At 45.2% G+C, this 18,112-nt stretch carries 15 protein-coding genes and 1 other RNA gene; 13 read left to right on the top strand and 3 right to left on the bottom strand.

All coding sequences use genetic code 11. The annotated features are described in order from the left end of the window. The first annotated feature begins 22 nt into the window (after positions 1-22). The 3 genes from accD (at position 23) to ssrA (ending at position 2,089) form a co-directional block, all read left to right on the top strand. On the top strand, positions 23-865 hold the full coding sequence (accD, locus tag AABI08_RS04100) for an acetyl-CoA carboxylase, carboxyltransferase subunit beta (RefSeq protein WP_338343629.1): 843 nt from the start codon (positions 23-25) through the stop codon (positions 863-865). Next, positions 865-1,662 (top strand): carboxyltransferase subunit alpha, encoded by a 798-nt coding sequence (gene accA, locus AABI08_RS04095; RefSeq protein ID WP_338343628.1) that lies wholly within the window; start codon positions 865-867, stop codon positions 1,660-1,662. The genes accD and accA overlap by 1 nt, the downstream gene beginning before the upstream one ends. Positions 1,663-1,732: 70 nt before the next feature. Beyond that, positions 1,733-2,089, top strand: a transfer-messenger RNA (tmRNA) gene (ssrA, locus tag AABI08_RS04090). A gap of 143 nt (positions 2,090-2,232) precedes the next feature. Here the strand turns inward: ssrA and AABI08_RS04085 are convergent. After that, the gene (locus tag AABI08_RS04085; RefSeq protein ID WP_338343615.1) at positions 2,233-2,733 is read right to left on the bottom strand and encodes a GNAT family N-acetyltransferase; all 501 of its coding nucleotides are present in this window, start codon (positions 2,731-2,733) and stop codon (positions 2,233-2,235) included. 684 nt (positions 2,734-3,417) lie between these two features. Here AABI08_RS04085 and AABI08_RS04080 point away from each other — a divergent pair. The 10 genes from AABI08_RS04080 to AABI08_RS04035 all read left to right on the top strand — a co-directional run bounded on the left by AABI08_RS04080 (position 3,418) and on the right by AABI08_RS04035 (position 16,358). Continuing rightward, positions 3,418-7,044, top strand: a complete 3,627-nt coding sequence (locus AABI08_RS04080; RefSeq protein WP_338343614.1) for a bacterial Ig-like domain-containing protein — start codon at positions 3,418-3,420, stop codon at positions 7,042-7,044. Between the two features lie 618 nt (positions 7,045-7,662). After that, positions 7,663-8,610 carry a phosphate/phosphite/phosphonate ABC transporter substrate-binding protein gene (locus tag AABI08_RS04075; RefSeq protein WP_168778798.1) on the top strand — a complete coding sequence of 316 codons (948 nt, stop codon included), beginning with the start codon at positions 7,663-7,665 and terminating at the stop codon, positions 8,608-8,610. A gap of 98 nt (positions 8,611-8,708) precedes the next feature. Beyond that, positions 8,709-9,473, top strand: a complete 765-nt coding sequence (gene phnC / locus AABI08_RS04070) for a phosphonate ABC transporter ATP-binding protein (protein WP_338343613.1) — start codon at positions 8,709-8,711, stop codon at positions 9,471-9,473. Further along, complete coding sequence (gene phnE / locus AABI08_RS04065; protein WP_338343612.1) at positions 9,470-10,252, top strand: phosphonate ABC transporter, permease protein PhnE; 783 nt, start codon at positions 9,470-9,472, stop codon at positions 10,250-10,252. Before phnC (AABI08_RS04070) ends, phnE (AABI08_RS04065) begins: the two co-directional genes overlap by 4 nt. Next, positions 10,249-11,043, top strand: a complete 795-nt coding sequence (gene phnE / locus AABI08_RS04060; RefSeq protein ID WP_338343611.1) for a phosphonate ABC transporter, permease protein PhnE — start codon at positions 10,249-10,251, stop codon at positions 11,041-11,043. The genes phnE (AABI08_RS04065) and phnE (AABI08_RS04060) overlap by 4 nt, the downstream gene beginning before the upstream one ends. 327 nt (positions 11,044-11,370) lie before the next feature. After that, a complete protein-coding gene (locus AABI08_RS04055; protein ID WP_338343610.1) occupies positions 11,371-12,333 on the top strand; it encodes a phosphate/phosphite/phosphonate ABC transporter substrate-binding protein in 963 nt (320 codons plus the stop codon). A 98-nt stretch (positions 12,334-12,431) separates the two neighbouring features. Beyond that, entirely contained in the window at positions 12,432-13,190 is a 759-nt protein-coding gene (gene phnC / locus AABI08_RS04050) for a phosphonate ABC transporter ATP-binding protein (RefSeq protein WP_338343609.1), read from the top strand. Continuing rightward, positions 13,190-13,972, top strand: coding sequence for a phosphonate ABC transporter, permease protein PhnE (gene phnE, locus AABI08_RS04045; RefSeq protein WP_338343608.1), 783 nt, complete (start codon positions 13,190-13,192; stop codon positions 13,970-13,972). The genes phnC (AABI08_RS04050) and phnE (AABI08_RS04045) overlap by 1 nt, the downstream gene beginning before the upstream one ends. After that, positions 13,972-14,763, top strand: a complete 792-nt coding sequence (gene phnE, locus AABI08_RS04040; RefSeq protein WP_338343607.1) for a phosphonate ABC transporter, permease protein PhnE — start codon at positions 13,972-13,974, stop codon at positions 14,761-14,763. The genes phnE (AABI08_RS04045) and phnE (AABI08_RS04040) overlap by 1 nt, the downstream gene beginning before the upstream one ends. A 68-nt stretch (positions 14,764-14,831) precedes the next feature. Beyond that, positions 14,832-16,358, top strand: coding sequence for a bifunctional metallophosphatase/5'-nucleotidase (locus tag AABI08_RS04035; protein ID WP_338343606.1), 1,527 nt, complete (start codon positions 14,832-14,834; stop codon positions 16,356-16,358). A gap of 58 nt (positions 16,359-16,416) precedes the next feature. Here the strand turns inward: AABI08_RS04035 and AABI08_RS04030 are convergent, their stop codons facing one another. Together AABI08_RS04030 and AABI08_RS04025 are read right to left on the bottom strand one after the other, a co-directional pair. Continuing rightward, positions 16,417-17,280 (bottom strand): MetQ/NlpA family ABC transporter substrate-binding protein, encoded by an 864-nt coding sequence (locus AABI08_RS04030; protein WP_338344339.1) that lies wholly within the window; start codon positions 17,278-17,280, stop codon positions 16,417-16,419. A 45-nt stretch (positions 17,281-17,325) separates the two neighbouring features. After that, positions 17,326-18,102, bottom strand: coding sequence for an acetoin reductase (locus AABI08_RS04025; protein ID WP_338344337.1), 777 nt, complete (start codon positions 18,100-18,102; stop codon positions 17,326-17,328). Positions 18,103-18,112 lie beyond the last annotated feature (10 nt).

The following is an 18,112-nucleotide window of genomic DNA, read 5'->3' as shown; positions in this document are numbered from 1 at the left end:
AGAGGGCAGAGCCCAAAATAATATGGATTTATTTAATTCAAAAAAACCTGAACAAAATAAGATTAAGGTGACCGATGCCATTAAGGATCGGATTCCTGACGGCCTTTTTCTGGCTTGCCCATACTGTGGTGAACAGATTTACAACAAGGAGCTGGGGGCATACCGCGTTTGTCCAAAGTGTAATTACGGTTTCCGTTTGCAGGCACACGAACGGGTTGCCTTGTTAACGGAAGACTTTGTCGAGATGAATGCTGATTTGACGATTGAGCATTCTGATTTTCCTGGCTATGAGGAAAAATTAGCCCGGGCTAAGAAGCAGACCGAGATGAACGAATCTGTTTTGACTGGAACTGCCACCATTGAAGGCGAAAAGGTTGCCCTGGGCATCATGGACGCGTACTTTATGATGGCCTCACTGGGCTCAATGACCGGCGAAAAGATTACCCGTCTCTTCGAGTACGCCACAGAAAACCGCTTGCCAGTCGTGATGTTTACGGCTTCTGGCGGGGCGCGAATGCAAGAAGGAATCAATTCCTTGATGCAGATGGCTAAGGTATCAGCTGCGGTTGCCGCACACCAGGAAGCTGGTCTGTTGTACTTAGTTGTGCTGACCGACCCAACAACTGGTGGCGTGACTGCTTCCTTTGCGATGCAGGGGGATGTCACGTTGGCTGAACCACATGCTTTGGTTGGTTTCGCTGGTGCTCGTGTTATCGAATCAACGATTCATGAAAAGTTGCCAAAGGACTTCCAACGAGTGGAAACGCTCTTGGAAAACGGCTTTGTTGACAAGATTGTTCCTCGTCAAGACATGGCTGACATGATTGCCAATATCGTTTCATTACACCAACAGGAGGCTGAATAATGTTCGAATTTATCAAAACATTGTTTAAAAAAGAAATCGATCCAGCTGAAGTGGTGAAGAAGTCCCGTGAAGACCGCTTTATGGCGCGCGAATTGATCAATGGCATCTTTGACGATTTCATTGAATTACATGGCGACCGTCTTTATGGCGATGACAAATCAGTTATCGGTGGTTTGGCACGATTAAATGGTCAACCCGTTACTGTGATTGCTATTGATAAAGGAACGGACATCAACGATAAGCTGTCCAAGCGAAATGGTTCACCACAGCCTTGGGGGTACCGGAAGGCACAGCGGTTGATGGAACAAGCAGCAAAGTTCCACCGTCCAATCGTGACCTTTGTCAACACGCCAGGTGCCTTTCCTGGTAAGGATGCTGAAGCCTTGGGTCAAGGGGAAGCGATTGCTCAGTCAATTCTGAAGTCAATGAAGTTACCAGTCCCAATCATCTCTATCATTTACGGTGAAGGTGGTTCCGGTGGTGCCTTGGCTTTGGCCACAGCTGACCAAGTATGGATGTTTGAGAACGCCACTTACTCAATTTTGTCACCCGAAGGCTTTGCATCGATTTTGTGGAAGGATGCCAAGCGAGCAAACGAAGCCGCTGGCATCATGGGTTTGACGGCTGCTGATTTGATGAAAGAAAACGTGGTTGACTTGGTGATTCCAGAAGGCCATAATCACAGTAAGATTTTTAATGGCATGAAGGAAAAGTTGTCAGATGAAATTCAGGAATTGCAGACATTGTCTGATGATGAGTTGATTCAACAACGTCGGAAGCGTTTTCGGGCTTTCTAAAAGCATAATCCGTAACCAGAAAAAATTTGTTATAATGGAAGCTGAGGAATTTTCCTCGGCTTTTTGTTTTGGGCTCGTCTTGGAATTCGACAGGCTGTTACGAGCATTAGCTGCATTCCGCCATCCGGGCGTAAAGCGGGCAGACATTTAACTGCAAAAAACAATAACTCTTACGCTGTCGCTGCCTAAAAACCAGTGATTCGTAGCCAAGATTGTTAGTCTGACATGGTGGTCTTGGTTTAATAAATGGTCAGATCGGCTTAACGGTGATGCCTGCACGGTTAAGTTTAAATCAATTAGGTTCCCAGTCAGAGTCAAGTTCTGGACAATGACTGCTTTGGCTGTGGTATTAATCATTGCCCTATGAATGTAGACGCTAGTGTGGCGGGCGGTTTGGACAGGGGTTCGACTCCCCTCGAGTCCATTGAGACCTGCAATAGCAGGCATTAGAGGTTAAAAACCTTGAAAAGTACCACTTTAGTACCAAGAGAAATCAAGAGTGATTTACGAAAATGGTACTTTTTTGGTACTTTTTTTAGAAAGAAAATTGTAGTAAACGACAGAAAAAGCTTACGATTCTACATCGTAAGCTTTTTTGTTGAATTTTTCTAAGCGATACAGTTGTTCGTCATCAAGTGCATCTTGTCCATTTTTAAAAGAATAACCCATTTTTTGATAAAAACCCAAGCCAGTAATTGAAGAAGGAATTTCGATACGCTTAGCCCTGTTAAAATACTCGTCTTGTTCTAATACTTGGATTACACGTTTGCCAATTCCTTGTCCTTGATATTCAGGAGATACAAAAATGTTGAACAAACTACCTTCATCTTTTTTGCCCCAATACGCACCAATTGAACCAACAGCGATGATTTTATTTACAGCGTCATCAATAAATACATAACAGTGAAAATATTTTGCTCTCTCTTTAAAATCTTGAGCAGTGAGCCTTTTTAAATCATTTTCTACATACTCTTTAGAATAATCTTTTATGTTGGTGGTTAACATGGTTTCTTTAACCAACCTAGAAACTTCTTCTGCATCTGAATTTTTGAAACTACGATATCGAATCATCCCATCAACACCTCTCAATTATTTTTTATAGCCCTATGAATTTCTAGATTATATATCAATGGTTTGTTTGTGTCTATTAGTACTCTTAACATAATGTCCGAGTATGCAAAGCAAAAGCCCACAACCTGATGAAAATCAGGATCGTGGGCGCTTTGTGAGATTAAGTTTTGTGAATTTAGCTAAAAAGAATTGGTACAGTTCTCAGAAAGTTGTTAGAGTGCCATTCTCTGATTGTGAAAAACTCATTTCTGAGAATCTTTCTGAGAGCGTTGGGCTCTTGCGTTAATGCCCGCTATGATTGCCGTAAACAGCCAAACAAGAACGCTTAAAAATTCATATTTATTATGAGTATGAATGCTAATAAATATATTTGCGACCATTACTAATACAATGACCGTCAAAATCAAAGTATGATGCTTGCGAAATAGATTGTACAAAAGGTTTCTCCTTTCTTTGACTTATTCTTAATTATATCAAAAAAGTGTGGCGGGCGGTTTGGACAGGGTTCAACTCTCCTCAATCCATTGGTGTTTTCTTGAAGGGTTGCGTGCAAACACGCCCTTTTTACTGTCCTGATTTTTTAAAAATTTTCTTTACGTCAGACTTTAAAGTAATACAACAGAAACTACATTGCAATAAAAGTATAAAGGTGGTATTCTTTCTCCCGTAAGGGAGATTTGTACCATGAATGAAAAGGAAACTTACAAATTATATAAAGCGAAGAAAATGTGGGTGACAGCCTTGGCTGGCTTTTCACTTTTAGCAGTGACCGGCGCAAAGCAGGAAGTTCATGCTGATACAACGACAAACTCCCAGACCAGTCAACTTGGATCGTCAGCAAGCGCTAGTCAGAGCCAACAGCCGAGTTCGACTACTAACAGTGCAACTAATGGTTCGCCTAGTGCACAAGGTTCACAGTCGGAGACACCGGTGGAATCAGCTAATCAACTGAGCCAATCTAACAACCAACAGACCAATAGTGATAGCCAAGAAAGTCAGTCAAACACTAAGAGTGCTGCAACCAACGCTAGCCAGAGTGCGCCATCGAGTAAGAGTGGCAGCGCGACAGCGCTTGGTGGTACTAGCACACCAAACAATAACTCAGTCATCAATGATCAGTTGTCGGTAACGGTTACCAAAGAGAATTTCTTACAGTGGTTTAAATTAGGTGGTAATACAACCTATGATGCAGATACTAATACCGCCATTCTAACAACGGATAGTCAGATGGTTGAGGGAAACATCACGCTGAAAACCAAGATTAATGCCAATGATGCCTTTCTGTTGAACGGCACGATTAACCTGGGAAGTAAGGTGCGTGACAATCAGGGTGCCGATGGCATTGGAATTGCCTTCCATCACGGTACCCAAGGGCAAATCGGCTTTTTGGGTGGTGGCCTGAGCGTGAAGGGTTTGCCGACATCATCTGGCTTTGTTTTTGATACATGGGTTTATAATGCCGGTGACCATAACAATCCAATTCAGGGTGGATCGGGGATGCCTTATTTGTCTGGTTTCCATAGTGACATCGACCAAACAAACTCTGATCAACCATTCCGTTATGATGGTGGTTTCGTGAATATCGATGCGAGCAAGGAAAATGTATCAAATGTGAATGTTCCCTTTACGCTTCGTTATGATGGAAATGGCCATATGAGCATGGAATACCTCGGTCAAGCCATCACGATTCCGGTGACGGATTATCAGGACCCCTTGGCCCTTTCAATCGGTGCTTCGACGGGCTCAGTGACAAATTTGCAGGCAGTTTCCGTGGATTCGTTTACGTTTGACCCGGCTCAAAAAAATACTGCTTCTCGAACGATTGATTATGTTGACCAAAATGGGAATGAAATTGCACCTGCCACCGTCCAGTCAGCTACTTATCGGCGGCAAGGAATGTTAGTCAACGGGCAACCGACCTATACCGATTGGCAGTTAGCGAGTGACCCAAACAGTAACAATTTTAGTGCGGTGACGGCACCAACCATCGAGGGCTATACAGTCCAAAGTGGTCAAACGACTACTTTTGGGGGGATGACTGTTAACGAAGATTCTGGTCAAATCGTAGAACATGTGATTTATACCAAGAATCCGGCACAAGCAACTTTGAATGTCCAGGATTCAACTGTGGTGGCGGGAAAAACTGCCAGCTGGTCGCCAGCCCAAAGCTTTTTGAGTGCTGTTAATGCGAATGGCCAGCAAGCTGATTTGTCACAAATGACGGTTACCGGAAAGGTGGATGCTACGACACCCGGAACGTACCCAGTCACTTATTCTTACAAGGATAGTAATGGACAAACCATTACAAAATCAGCAACCGTGACCGTTGTATCGGCTAAAAGTAGTTTGCAAGCCCAGAGCAGCACGATTTGGGCTGGTTCACAGTGGCAAGCGATTGACAATTTGGTGAGCGCAACCGATGCTAATGGCAATCCATTGGAATCCAAGGATATTCAAGTGTCAGGCAGCGTTGACACCACGACAGCCGGCAACTATCCCATTACATATAGCTATACCGACGCCTCTGGAAACCCATACAGTCAAACGATTACCATTAAGGTACTAGCCGACCAGAGTTCAATTGCTGCCAAGGCTAGCACGGTCTATCTCGGTGAACCGTGGTCAACAGCTAATAGTTTCGTGAGTGCGACGGATGAGTACGGCCACTCGGTGCCTCTCAACCAAGTGACAGTTAGTGAAAACGTTGACGTGAACAAGGTAGGGACTTATCCTGTGACTTACCAATACACGGACGGGCAAGGAAAAATGGTCCAGGCTCAAGCTACAGTGACTGTTAAGAAGAATCAAACGCAGCTGACAACGAAGGGGGATACTTTGATTGCCGGTCCAAAAGCCCATTGGTCAGCGACTGATGATTTGGTGACAGCATTTGATGAAGATGGCAATCCTTTTTCAGTTAGTCAGCTAAAGGTCGCTGAACAGGTAGACCCTCACACGGCAGGTGTTTATCCTGTTACTTATACCTATACAGATCAGTTGGGCCAGCAGCATTCAAGTACTGCTCAGGTGACGGTTCTTGCTAGTCATGGTAGCGTTACAACTAGAGATAGCACTGCGATGGCCAGTCCGACTGCTAAGTGGATACCTCAAGATAATTTAGTTAGTGCTGTGGATGATAGTGGTCAAACAATGGATGTGCGCCAGTTGACGGTAGACGGACAGGCTGATTTGACTAAGGCTGGTACGTATTCGGTTCACTATTCATATACGGACGCTGCGGGAAATAACTTTGGTTCGACGGCAACGATTACGGTGACGGCACCAAGTACAACGTCCTCAAGTACGTCGACATCGACGCAGGAATCAACAGCGACGAGTGAATCGACTGCAACGAATAGTTCCGCTGCGACAAGCGGAAACCCAGCGTCGACGAATAGTTCGACCTCAACCAGTACGTCGGTTTCGACTAAGGGATCGACAACAACGAGTGAGTCGACTGCAACGAATAGCTCAACTGCGACAAGTGGAACGCCAACGTCGACACCAAGTTCAACTGCAACCAGTACATCACCGTCAGCAAAAGAATCGGCAACTACGAGTGGGTCACCGGCAACGAATAGTTCAACTGCGACAAGTGGAACGCCAACGTCGACACCAAGTTCAACTGCAACCAGTACATCACCGTCAACAAAAGAATCGGCAACTACGAGTGGGTCGACTACAGCGAATAGTTCAGCAGCGACAAGTGGAACAGCAATGTCGACGTCAGGCGCAGGCTCTACCACTGCAAACGGAATGCCAGCAACGAGTGCAAGTACCAGCGCTTCGTCGTCTGCCAGTGGCTCGTCTACAGCAAATAGCGCTTCGTCGGCATCATCCAACGATGAATCGACACGCACTAGCGAAATGCCAGCAATAAACACTTCAGCAACATCAACTGGTGCCAAGTCAGCTGCGTCAAGTTCAACGATCACGAATGACTTACTGGCTACGAATTCAACGAGTGACCCATCTTCTTCAGCCAGTGCTAGTACAGAGATGACAGCGGGAACAGGCGCTGCTTTATCAACGGCTAATTCTGTTGGAACAGTAGCAATGCCAGCAACAACTACTATGTCAGAGGATTCACTAGCGCAGACAACAAGTGCTAAGTTGCGGATGATGGATGCCGGCATAACTGAGCCAGCCGTACAAGCAATAACACCTGCTAATTCGGATCAATTAACCACCGTCTTACCGAAGACGGCTGAGAAAGCAGCCAAAAATCAGTCGACCTCTGTGGGTATCGGCCTTGTGGCACTTCTTGGTTCGCTGGTTCTGGTTATACAGAAAAAGAAAAAAGAAAAGTAATTTCTCTGTGATTCCGCAGAAAAAATAACAAGACCTCCGAATTTTAAGTTCGGGGGTCTTTTGTTTGTCTATTTTCTTTGAATAATCAATCCAAATTACTGTCAGAAAAATTAACAATTTTTATGACAAGCAACTAAATGGGTAATCCAGAAAGGGGTAATTTTAAAAAATAAAGTATGAATTAGAAGAAAGGTTTTGTTGATAAAAAAAACAAGATGAAAAATATTAACACTAATTTCACTGATTTTTAAGTTAAATATGTCTAAAAAAACAATATATTTGCTGATTTTAAAAAGTAATTAAACAACAATCTGTCGTAAAATTCATTTTTGTGTTTGTATTTGTCATAATTTTTAACAGAAAAATGAAATAAAGTTATAAAATGGAACAATTCTAATTTTAGGGTGGGGTTGAATATTCATTTAATCTACGTAATAATATCCGTGTTGCGTGCTAGTGATTTAAATTTTTTTGATTTATTTACTAAATCGTAAAAGTTAACAGAACAAAAGGAGGACTTTTAATTCAGTTGTAGAAGAAAAAACAGCATTTACTCGTTTATTTATTGTCAGCAGCACGTAGAATTGTTAGCGAACAAATAGGAGAGAGAAATATATCATGAAAAAGATCATAACAGCCCTTGCGGTATTGTTGGTCGTTGTCGGTGGGTTCTTCGCTTTTACCTCAGGTAAGCATTCGGATTCGACAGGAAAGTCGACAAGTAGTGATTCAAAGATGTCGTTGAAGGAATTGAACGTTCAGTTCGTGCCTTCAACAAATGCTGAAACAATGTTGGCCAAGGCCAAGCCATTGGAAAATCTATTAAGTAAAAAATTGGGAATTCCCGTCCACGTTTCGGTTGCCACGAGTTATAACACGGCGGTTGAAGCGATGGGGTCAAAGAAAGTTGACATGGGCTTCCTACCTCCTGATTCATACGTCACTGCCCAAAAGCAGTATGGCGTCAAAGCCATTCTTCAGTCAACTAAGTTGGCCATGAAGGATAACAACACAGGTGAAACAACTGATAAAGTCGTTAACACATACAAATCAATGATTATTGTCAAGTCTAATTCGCCAATCAAGTCCATCGAAGACTTGAAGGGGAAGAAGATTGCGACGCAAAGTGCCATCTCAACTTCTGGTTACCTTTTCCCAGTTGTTGAGTTGTACAAGAAGGGCATTAACGTCGTCAAGGACTCAACACTTGTTCAAGTGAAGGGCCACGACCAAGGTGTGATGTCTGTTCTGAATGGCGATACTGATGCAGCCTTTGTCTACGACGATGTCCGGACAAACGTGCAAAAGGATCAGCCGGACGTCTTTAAGGATACCCGCGTCATTTACTACTCAAACCCAATTCCAAACGATACGATTTCATTGCGTAAGGGTGTTACGTCATCAGATGCCAAGAAGATTCAAAAGGCAATGATGGAAATCGCTAAGACTGACGAAGGTAAGAAGGCCTTGGCCGATGGTTACTCATGGCAAGGTGTGACAGAAGCGAAGGAATCAAGCTTCGATAACGTTCGTCAGTACGAAGAAACGATTAAGAAGATTCAGTAAGGTTATTTTTGAGCAAGAAATCGCCACCATCTAGGATGGCGGCGGTTTTTTTGATAAAGAACCACTTTTGGAAAATCAGTTTAGAAAAAGGATTGCAGATGTCAAATAAGGGTACGATTAAGGTTACTGGCGTTTCAAAAATTTATGATAATGGCGTTGTCGGTTTAGACAACATTAATTTAGATATTGCAGCTGGCGAATTTGTGGTGATTGTCGGCCTATCCGGAGCAGGAAAGTCAACTTTACTGCGGTCATTGAACCGCTTGCATGATGTGACCGAGGGAAGCATCGAAATTGATGGTCAAGATATTACCAAGGCTTCTGGGAAAGAATTACGGAACATGCGTCGTAACGTGGCCATGATTTTCCAAAATTATAATTTGGTCAAGCGAGCAACGGTTTCTCGGAATGTTCTTTCCGGTCGAGTGGGTTATTATGGCACTTGGCAGTCGGCTTTTGGTCTCTTCACGAAGGAAGACCAGGAGCGGGCGGCAGAAAGCCTGACCAGGGTCAATCTTTTAGATAAATATTATACAAAAGCCCGTGACCTGTCCGGAGGTCAACAACAACGTGTCGGGATTGCCCGCGCCTTGATGCAAGAACCGGCGGTCTTCCTGGCGGACGAACCGGTTTCCGGTTTGGATCCTAAGACCACCAAGGTTGTCATGGACGATCTAAAGCGATTGAACGAGGAGGATGGCCTAACAGTTATCGCCAACCTGCATTCGATTGACCTGGCCTTGGCCTATGCCACTCGAATTGTCGGCCTGCGCGGAGGAAAATTAGTATACGACCAGCCAATTGAGAACGTGAAGGAAACTGATTTTGCAGATATTTACCGTGAAGCGGAGGTGAGTCGATGAATACGAGCCTGCCTAAGCGGACCTTCAACCAGGAATGGCATGTTATCGGCTTTACTATTTTCTTACTGATGGTGGTCTTGTTGATGATTTCCGCCCATGCAACCGGTGCTGGACAAGACTTTTCCTGGGATCAATTCTTTGATTTGTGGATTAAGATGTCCAATCCAGACTGGTCCTACCTGTCATCGGTGACGAAGCCTTTGATTGAAACGATTCAAATGGCTTTGGTTGGAACCTTCCTAGGCGGGGTAGCGGCCATTCCGGCGGCACTTTTATCGGCTGAAAATATTGTTAAAAATCAGTTTATCCGTGGCCTGGTGCGTCTGTTGATGAACCTGATTCGCTCATTGCCAGAAATGCTTTTGGCAGCGCTCTTTGTGGCCGTGGTCGGTATTGGCGCTTTGTCTGGGGTGCTCGCCTTGGCGATTTTCTCCTTTGGGATGATTTTTAAGCTTCTCTATGAAGCAATCGAAACGATTGATGAAGGGCCAATTGAAGCCTTGCGGGCGGCAGGTGCCAATAGCATTCAAATTATTTGCTTTGCGGTTGTGCCCCAGGTGTTTAACCAGTATTTGAGCTTCTTCTTGTATACGTTAGAAATCAACGTGCGAGCCTCAACGGTTTTGGGTTATTTAGGAGCCGGTGGTATTGGTTTGTACTTAAATACTACCTTGGAAATGTTCCGCTATGACCGGACGGCCGTGGTTATCTTAGCGATTTTGCTAGTCGTTGTCTTGGTTGATTTTGTTTCCAACCAACTCCGGGAGGTGCTTAAATGATGATACAGCAAAAGACTTTATGGCAAAAAAGCCAACCGTGGTTCATCACCGTTGTGGTGGCCGCCATCTTTATTTGGGGCTTTACTGGTGTGCCGCTGACGGGTATTAAGTCAACGGCTGGGCAGGTTTTTGGCTCGATTCTTGATGGCTTGATGCACCCGGACTGGCCCTACCTATACAGTGGGGATGGCGAAGATTTAGTCACCGCTCTGTTGCAAACATTGGCCATCGCTTTCTTGGGCACCTTTATGTCGGCCGTGTTAGCCGTACCATTTGGATTCTGGGCGGCAAAGACAAGTCGCAAGTTTTTTTCACCAAAATCAGCTTCGGGTAAGTTTGTTCTGACCGTCGTTCGTGTTTTTCCCGAACTAGTTTTAGCCATTATGTTTATTAAGGCAGTTGGTCCGGGGGCTTTCGCCGGGGTCTTGGCCCTTGGTTTTCACTCGGTGGGGATGATGGGGAAGTTATTCTCCGAAGCAGTTGAAAATATTGACCGTGGACCAAACGAAGCCATTGCGGCGGCGGGTGGTTCTACTCTCGATGGCTTAACCATGGCGACCTTCCCGGCGGTTCTACCAGAGTTCATGAATTACACGCTCTACCGGTTTGAAATTGCCGTTCGCTCTGCCTCCATTTTGGGGATTGTCGGTGCCGGTGGGGTTGGGGCACCACTGATTTTTGCGCTCTCAACTAGGGCCTGGCCACGGGTTGGGATGATTCTAATCGGCATTGTGGTCACGGTCACGGCCATTGATTTTCTTTCAGGGCAAATCAGAAAGCGTCTTGTCTAATTTTTAAATTTGAAGCAAAAGCGTTGTGTTTTACACAACGATTTTTTGCACACAACGCTTCCGAGAAACACTAAAATGATTTTATTTCCATTAATATTCGGATTTTGTAGACAATAGTTGTCTTTGTAATTAAAATAACAAGAAAAAAGTAAAAATATTTCTACTTTTAGGATGAATTTACTTGAATATTCATTTAATCTACGTGATAATTTAGGTGTTACGGAAAGCAGATTTGAGCTTTGGCTCAGTTACTTAATCGTCAACACACAATCAAGCAGTTGCACAGTTTGTCAGCACCTATGGAAATAGAGGAGTGAGAATCGCATCATGCAGAATAGCGCTACAAAGAAGATCATTGCAGCAATTGCTGTCTTAGTGGTCGTCGTTGGAGGATTTTTTGCCTTTACAGGGTCAAAGCATTCAAGTTCATCGACTGACTCATCAAGCAGTAGCAAAAAGATGTCCTTGAAGGAATTAAACATTCAGTTTGTTCCTTCATCACAGGCCGATACCATTTTGGCTAAGGCTAAGCCATTGGAAAGCTTGCTCAGTAAGCAATTAGGTATTCCGGTTCACGTTTCAATTTCAACGGATTACAACACCGTGATTGAAGCAATGGGTTCAAAGAAGGTGGACATGGGCTTCTTGCCACCTGATGGTTATGTCACAGCTCACAAGCAGTATGGTGCAAAGGTTATCTTGCAATCAACTCGCTTGGGTATGAAGGATGACAATACTGGTGCAACAACTGATAAATTAGTGAATAGCTATAAGTCAATGGTTCTGGTCAAGGCAAACTCATCAATCAAGTCAATTGACGATTTGAAGGGTAAGAAGATTGCTGTCCAGGGCGCTACCTCATCAGCTGGGTATATTTACCCAACAGTTGAGCTCTATAAGAAGGGTGTCAACGTTGTCAAGGATTCAACGCTTGTTCAAGTCAAGGGACATGATCAAGGTGTTATGTCTGTCTTGAACGGTGATACCGACGCTGCCTTTATCTTCGACGACGCACGAAATGTGGTCAAGAAGGATCAGCCAGACGTCTTTAAGAACACACGTGTTCTTTACTACACAAAGGGTATTCCAAACGATACCATTACTTTGCGTAAGGATATTTCAAGCTCTGATTCAGATAAGATTAAGGCTGCGATTGTTGCGGTTTCAAAGACGGACGAAGGAAAGAAAGTCTTTAACGATGTTTATTCATGGGCCGGTGTGACCGACTCAAAGGATTCAAACTTTGATGAAATCCGTAATTATGATCAGACGATGAACAAAATTAAGTAAGATAATTTTGTGAGAAAAGTCGCTGCCATCTTGGATGGTGGCGACTTTTTTTCATAATAATTTAAATTGGTTCCAAGACAGGAAAAAAGGAAGTTTACATGTCAAAAAAGGGCACGATTAAAGTAGAAGGCGTTTCCAAGGTGTACCCTAACGGAGTTGTTGGCCTCGATAATATTAATCTCGATATTGAAGCGGGTGAATTTGTTGTCATTGTTGGTTTATCGGGAGCCGGTAAATCAACGCTATTGCGAGCTATCAATCGCCTGCATGACGTGACAGATGGCCATATCTTGATTGATGGTGAAGACATTACGAAGGCATCTGGTAAAGAATTGCGGACGCTGCGACGCAATATTGCCATGATTTTCCAAAATTATAATTTGGTTAAGCAGTCAACGGTTGCCCGCAATGTCCTTTCTGGACGTGTTGGTTACTATCCAACTTGGCAATCGACTTTGGGCCTCTTTACGAAGGAAGACCAAGATCGAGCTGTCAAAAGTTTGGAACGAGTTAACTTGCTCGATAAGTATTATACGAAGGCGCGTGACCTATCTGGTGGTCAACAGCAACGAGTGGGGATTGCCCGGGCTTTGATGCAGGAACCGGCTGTGTTCTTAGCCGACGAACCGGTCTCTGGTTTGGATCCGAAGACCACCAAGGTCGTGATGGATGACTTGAAGCGGCTCAATGAAGAGGACGGTTTGACGATTGTGGCCAACTTGCACTCGATGGAATTAGCCATGGATTACGCCACTCGGATTGTTGGCTTAAAGGCTGGAAAATTAGTCTATGATAAGCCAATCGCCGAAGTGCAGGCTTCTGATTTCCAAAAGATTTATGCGGAAGTGGGTGACTGATGATGGAAAACTTACCAAAACGCAGTTTTGCCCAGGAATGGCACCTGGTTGGCTTTGGTCTATTTATCCTCTTTATTTTGCTCACACTAATGTCGGGGATGATGACGGGTGCAGGGCAAAATTTTTCCTGGGATCAATTCTTTGATTTGTGGGTTAAGATGTCCAATCCTGACTGGTCTTACTTGCCAGCCATTATGTCACCGATTGCGCAAACGATTCAGATGGCGTTAGTCGGAACTTTGATTGGTGGTGTGGCGGCTATTCCAGTCTCACTATTAGCAGCGGGCAATATCGTAAAAAATCCCTATGTCCGTGGTTTGGTCCGCTTTTTGATGAACTTGACGCGGTCACTACCCGAAATGCTCTTGGCTGCTTTGTTTGTTGCGGTCGTTGGTATTGGGGCCTTTTCTGGGGTCTGCGCCTTAGCAGTCTTTTCCTTTGGAATGGTCTTTAAGCTACTATACGAAGCAATCGAAACGATCGATGAAGGGCCACTTGATGCAATGAAGGCTGCTGGTGCCAATAGCATCCAAATCATTGTCTTTGCAGTTTTTCCACAGGTCTTCAATCAATTTTTGAGCTTTTTCCTTTACACGCTTGAAATTAATGTCCGAGCCTCAACCGTTCTGGGATACTTGGGTGCCGGTGGAATTGGACTTTATCTGAATACTACCTTGGAGATGTTCCGTTATGACCGCACTGCTGTGGTGATTTTGTCAATTCTGGTTGTGGTGGTGATTGTTGATACCATTTCAAATCAGTTGCGGGAGGCGTTGGCTTAATGATTGAAAAAAGAAGTAGTTGGCAAAAAATTCAACCGTGGGTGATTGTTGCCGTGGTCATTGCCATTTTTGCCTGGGGCTTTTCAGGCGTCCCAATTAACGGGATTAAAAGTACCGCTGGTCAGGTCCTAGGATCAATTGTTAATGGACTGATTCACCCTGACTGGTCCTATGTTTATTCAGGTGATGGGGAAGACCTGGTAACGGCCTTGCTCGAAACCCTGGCCATCGCCTTTTTGGGGACCTTTATTTCGGCCGTCTTGGCGGTTCCCCTGGCTTTTTGGGCTGCGAAAACGAAGAAAAAATTTTTCTCAGCAAAATCAGCTTCTGGAAAATTGTTGTTAACGGTTATTCGTGTTTTCCCAGAACTCGTGTTGGCGATTATGTTCACGAAGGCCGTCGGTCCGGGGGCCTATGCCGGCGTCTTGGCTCTTGGTTTTCATTCCGTCGGGATGATGGGCAAGCTCTTTTCTGAAGCGATTGAAAACATCGACCGTGGTCCCAATGAGGCGATTGCAGCAGCTGGTGGGTCTTCCTTGGATGGCTTAACGATGGCCACCTTCCCTGCAGTTTTGCCAGAGTTTATGAACTATACGCTCTACCGCTTTGAGATTTCTGTTCGGTCAGCTTCCATTTTGGGAATTGTTGGCGCTGGTGGTGTCGGGGCACCACTGATTTTTGCCCTATCAACTCGGTCTTGGCCTCGTGTTGGGATTATCTTGATTGGAATTGTCGTCATGGTGACGGCCATTGACTTTATTTCCGGCCAAATCCGCAAGCGATTAGTGTAAAAAAATAAAATTCGAGAAGGGGATATGCTGGTCATATCGCCCTTTCTTTTGTCAGAAGGGGTTATTACATGGTGCAGGTTAAAATTTTATCGACTTCAGATGTGCATGGGTATTTTACCGGCGATGACTTTCGGCGGCCATTGAAAAATACCGGCTTTGGTCTGGCTCGAGTGGCAACGGTCATCGAGCAAGAAAAGAAAGCAGCGACCGAGGACCTGGTGATTACCATCGAAAATGGTGACTTTATCCAAGGTTCTCCGCTGACTGACTACATTGAAAAACAGGCGAGTGACGAGGTGGGCTTGTACCAATATTTGGCGCAAACGGTTGGTTATGATGTCCGCATTTTAGGCAATCATGAATTTAACTACGGTCGAACCTATTTGGAAAAGGTTTTCGATGATGATCAGACACTCTTAAATGCGAATATCTTGGACAAAAATACGAAGCGCCCCTTTATTGGACGTCTGTACCAAATCTTTGAAAAAGATAACCTGAAAGTCGCAGTCATCGGTGTCACCACCCAGTATATTCCGCACTGGGAAAAGCCGGAGAACATTAAGGATTTACTCTTTGAAGACCCGGTCAAGGTTGTTTCGAACCTGGTTGCTGACCTCCGTCCTCAAGTGGACAAAATTGTGGTTGCTTATCACGGCGGCTTCAACCGCGATTTAAAATCAGGACAAGCTATCGAACCGCTTACTCAGGAAAATCAGGGAACTGATTTACTGGCGATTGAAGGAGTGGATGCCCTGGTGACGGGACACCAGCACCGAACACTGGCGGAAGTGGTTAACGGCAAGCCCATCACACAGCCCGGCTATCGTGGCGACCACGTGGGAATCATCACTCTGTCTGATCAACAGGTCACGGCCGAAACGCTGGCAACGGCAACGGCCGCTGAAGACTCGGCGATTGTGGCGTTGGCACAGCCATTATTGGATCAGGTCAATCAGTGGCTGGACCAACCCGTTGGCCATGTTGGGGATAACATGCGAATCACGGATCATTTTTCCGCCCGTCTCCATGGCCATCCCTTTACGGAGTTGATCAACCGGGTTCAGATGGCAGCAACCGGAGCAAAAATTTCCGCTAATGCCATTTTTAATGATGAGATGCGAGGTTTTGACAACACGGTCACGATTCGAGATGTGATGACCAATTATATTTACCCGAATACCCTGGCAGTTGTTGCGCTAACGGGCGCAGAGGTTGTGTCAGCCTTGGAGCAAAATGCTAACTATTTTGATTGGCAGGACGGCCAGCCAACGGTTAGCTCGGACTACCTTTATCCAAAACCAGCTCACTTCAATGAAGATATTTGGAGCGGGGTCGCGTATACGATGGATTTAAAGCAGCCACGTGGTCAGCGAATTAGCGCTGTGACGGTCGGCGGACAGGCCATCGACCTGCAAGCGAAATACGAGGTAGTGGTGAACAATTATCGAGCTGGTGGCGCAGGAAACAGTGTCTTTAGCCACGATAAAATTGTCCGTGAGGGACAAACGGACGTTGCCCAGTTAATTGTTGATTATCTACAACGGCACCCAAAAATCAGTATTGATCAGCCAACCAATGTGCGCGTTGTGAACTAAAAAAGCAGGTTGCAAATCCAATTTGGGTTTGCAACCTGCTTTTATTGATGATGAAGCCTTAGTTCGTTAGATAGCTCACGGGCTTGTTAACCTCGACCTTGGTACCGTCGAAGGCCTTCTTAATGTAGGCTTGGACGTCCTTGTCATGGTAGAGCGTTACTAATTTCTTGTAGTCACTATTGTCCTTGTTCTTGTTGGCGGTGGCCAGGATGTTGATGTTGTCCTTGGTGGTTTGGTCAATCTTTTCGTGAGCAAGCGAGTCCTTCAAAACATTGAGGCCAGCCTCCAGGGCCGTTGTGTTACCAATCAAAACGGCATCAATATTGCTATCCTTTTCAACTCGTGGACCGGTTTTGGAATCAATCTCCTTAAACTTGAAGTTGTGTGGGTTGTCCTTGATTTCGTTCGTACCGGATAGGCTACCGAATCCTGATTTCAAAGTAATCAGATTGACGCTGGCCAACAACTTGAGAGCCCGTGATGTGTTGGCGGGGTCGTTTGGAATGGCGATGGTGGCGCCATCTGGCAACTCACTTAACTTGTGATATTGGCCGGAGTAAATGCCCATTGGTTCCAAATAGGTATTGCCGAGGACCGCCAGCTTACTTGACTTATGTGTCTGGTTATAAGCGACATAGTAGGCATAGGATTGGAAGGCGTTGACATCAATGGTGCCATCGGCGGTGGCTTGGTTGAGGGAAACGCCATCGGTAAAAGTTTTGACGGTGATTTTTAACTTGGTTTTCTTGGCTGCATCAGACTTGGCGATGTATTGCCAGGCCTTGGCATCGGATCCAACTGCACCAACAGTAATATTCTTACTGCTTTTATCTTGGGGGGAAGCGTGGAAGAAAGAAAAGGCGGCCAGTAAAGCCAAGATTAAGATGCCGAAACTGGTGATAAACTTTGATTTTCTAGACATTTATTCACTCCTTGTTGGGTTCAACGAACTGATTTTTCAATGAAATCAGTGGTAGCGCATGCCGCCATCAATCAAAATTGATTGCCCGGTGATGTAATTGGCCTGGTCGGATGCCAGGAAGGAGACGATATTGGCCACATCTTCCGGTGTGGCTGCCCGCCCCAAGGCAATTTCATCAACCACGCTTTGCCGTTGCTCTGTGGGCGTGGTTCCTTTGATACTGGCTGTTTTGGTGTCGATGTAATCACGTAAGGGGGTAATGACGATGCCGGGATCATAGGCGTTAACCGTGATGTTATCTTTGGCTAACTCTTTGGCTGCTGATTGACCGAGTCCGCGAATCGCAAACTTCGATGCTGAGTAGGCACCTTGCAGGGCTGACCCTTCAACGGCCGCCAGGGAAGCGGCATTGATAATCTTGCCCCCGTGCCCCTGAAGTTGGAATTGGCTGGCTGCAGCTTGGATGCCCCAGTAGGTGCCCTTGAGGTTGACGTCGAAGAGCCGTTCGACTTCCTTTGGGTCGCTGTCGACAATCGTTTCGATATAGGCGACGCCGGCATTATTAACGAAAACATCATTCTCACCCAGGTCTTGAACGACTTCATGAACGAGGGCGAAAACTTGGTCACGCTGGGCGACATCTAAAACATAAGCCTTAGCGCTATCCGCCTGTTCTTGATTGATTTCGGCCGCCGTTTTTTCGGCTGTTTGCTGGTTAATGTCGGCAACCGCAACCTTAAAGTTTTCCTGTGCTAGTCGCTTGGCAATGGCAGCACCGATACCGCGTCCGGCGCCCGTGATAATGGCAATTTTTTGACTCATCTTGTCCTCC

It is taken from the genome of Fructobacillus evanidus (assembly GCF_963580165.1).
GTDB classification, from domain to species: Bacteria; Bacillota; Bacilli; order Lactobacillales; family Lactobacillaceae; genus Fructobacillus; species Fructobacillus evanidus.
This window is presented reverse-complemented; position numbering and strand designations above follow the sequence as displayed.

Excerpts from the sequence above, each read along its gene's own strand:
- phnE (WP_338343608.1), top strand. The coding sequence starts at position 13,190 with ATGATGGAAAACTTACCAAAACGCAGTTTTGCCCAGGAATGGCACCTG.
- phnC (WP_338343609.1), top strand. The coding sequence starts at position 12,432 with ATGTCAAAAAAGGGCACGATTAAAGTAGAAGGCGTTTCCAAGGTGTAC.
- AABI08_RS04035 (WP_338343606.1), top strand. The coding sequence starts at position 14,832 with ATGGTGCAGGTTAAAATTTTATCGACTTCAGATGTGCATGGGTATTTT.
- phnE (WP_338343612.1), top strand. The coding sequence starts at position 9,470 with ATGAATACGAGCCTGCCTAAGCGGACCTTCAACCAGGAATGGCATGTT.
- AABI08_RS04030 (WP_338344339.1), bottom strand. The coding sequence starts at position 17,280 with ATGTCTAGAAAATCAAAGTTTATCACCAGTTTCGGCATCTTAATCTTG.
- AABI08_RS04025 (WP_338344337.1), bottom strand. The coding sequence starts at position 18,102 with ATGAGTCAAAAAATTGCCATTATCACGGGCGCCGGACGCGGTATCGGT.
- phnE (WP_338343611.1), top strand. The coding sequence starts at position 10,249 with ATGATGATACAGCAAAAGACTTTATGGCAAAAAAGCCAACCGTGGTTC.
- AABI08_RS04080 (WP_338343614.1), top strand. The coding sequence starts at position 3,418 with ATGAATGAAAAGGAAACTTACAAATTATATAAAGCGAAGAAAATGTGG.
- accA (WP_338343628.1), top strand. The coding sequence starts at position 865 with ATGTTCGAATTTATCAAAACATTGTTTAAAAAAGAAATCGATCCAGCT.
- phnC (WP_338343613.1), top strand. The coding sequence starts at position 8,709 with ATGTCAAATAAGGGTACGATTAAGGTTACTGGCGTTTCAAAAATTTAT.
- AABI08_RS04085 (WP_338343615.1), bottom strand. The coding sequence starts at position 2,733 with ATGATTCGATATCGTAGTTTCAAAAATTCAGATGCAGAAGAAGTTTCT.
- accD (WP_338343629.1), top strand. The coding sequence starts at position 23 with ATGGATTTATTTAATTCAAAAAAACCTGAACAAAATAAGATTAAGGTG.
- AABI08_RS04055 (WP_338343610.1), top strand. The coding sequence starts at position 11,371 with ATGCAGAATAGCGCTACAAAGAAGATCATTGCAGCAATTGCTGTCTTA.
- phnE (WP_338343607.1), top strand. The coding sequence starts at position 13,972 with ATGATTGAAAAAAGAAGTAGTTGGCAAAAAATTCAACCGTGGGTGATT.
- AABI08_RS04075 (WP_168778798.1), top strand. The coding sequence starts at position 7,663 with ATGAAAAAGATCATAACAGCCCTTGCGGTATTGTTGGTCGTTGTCGGT.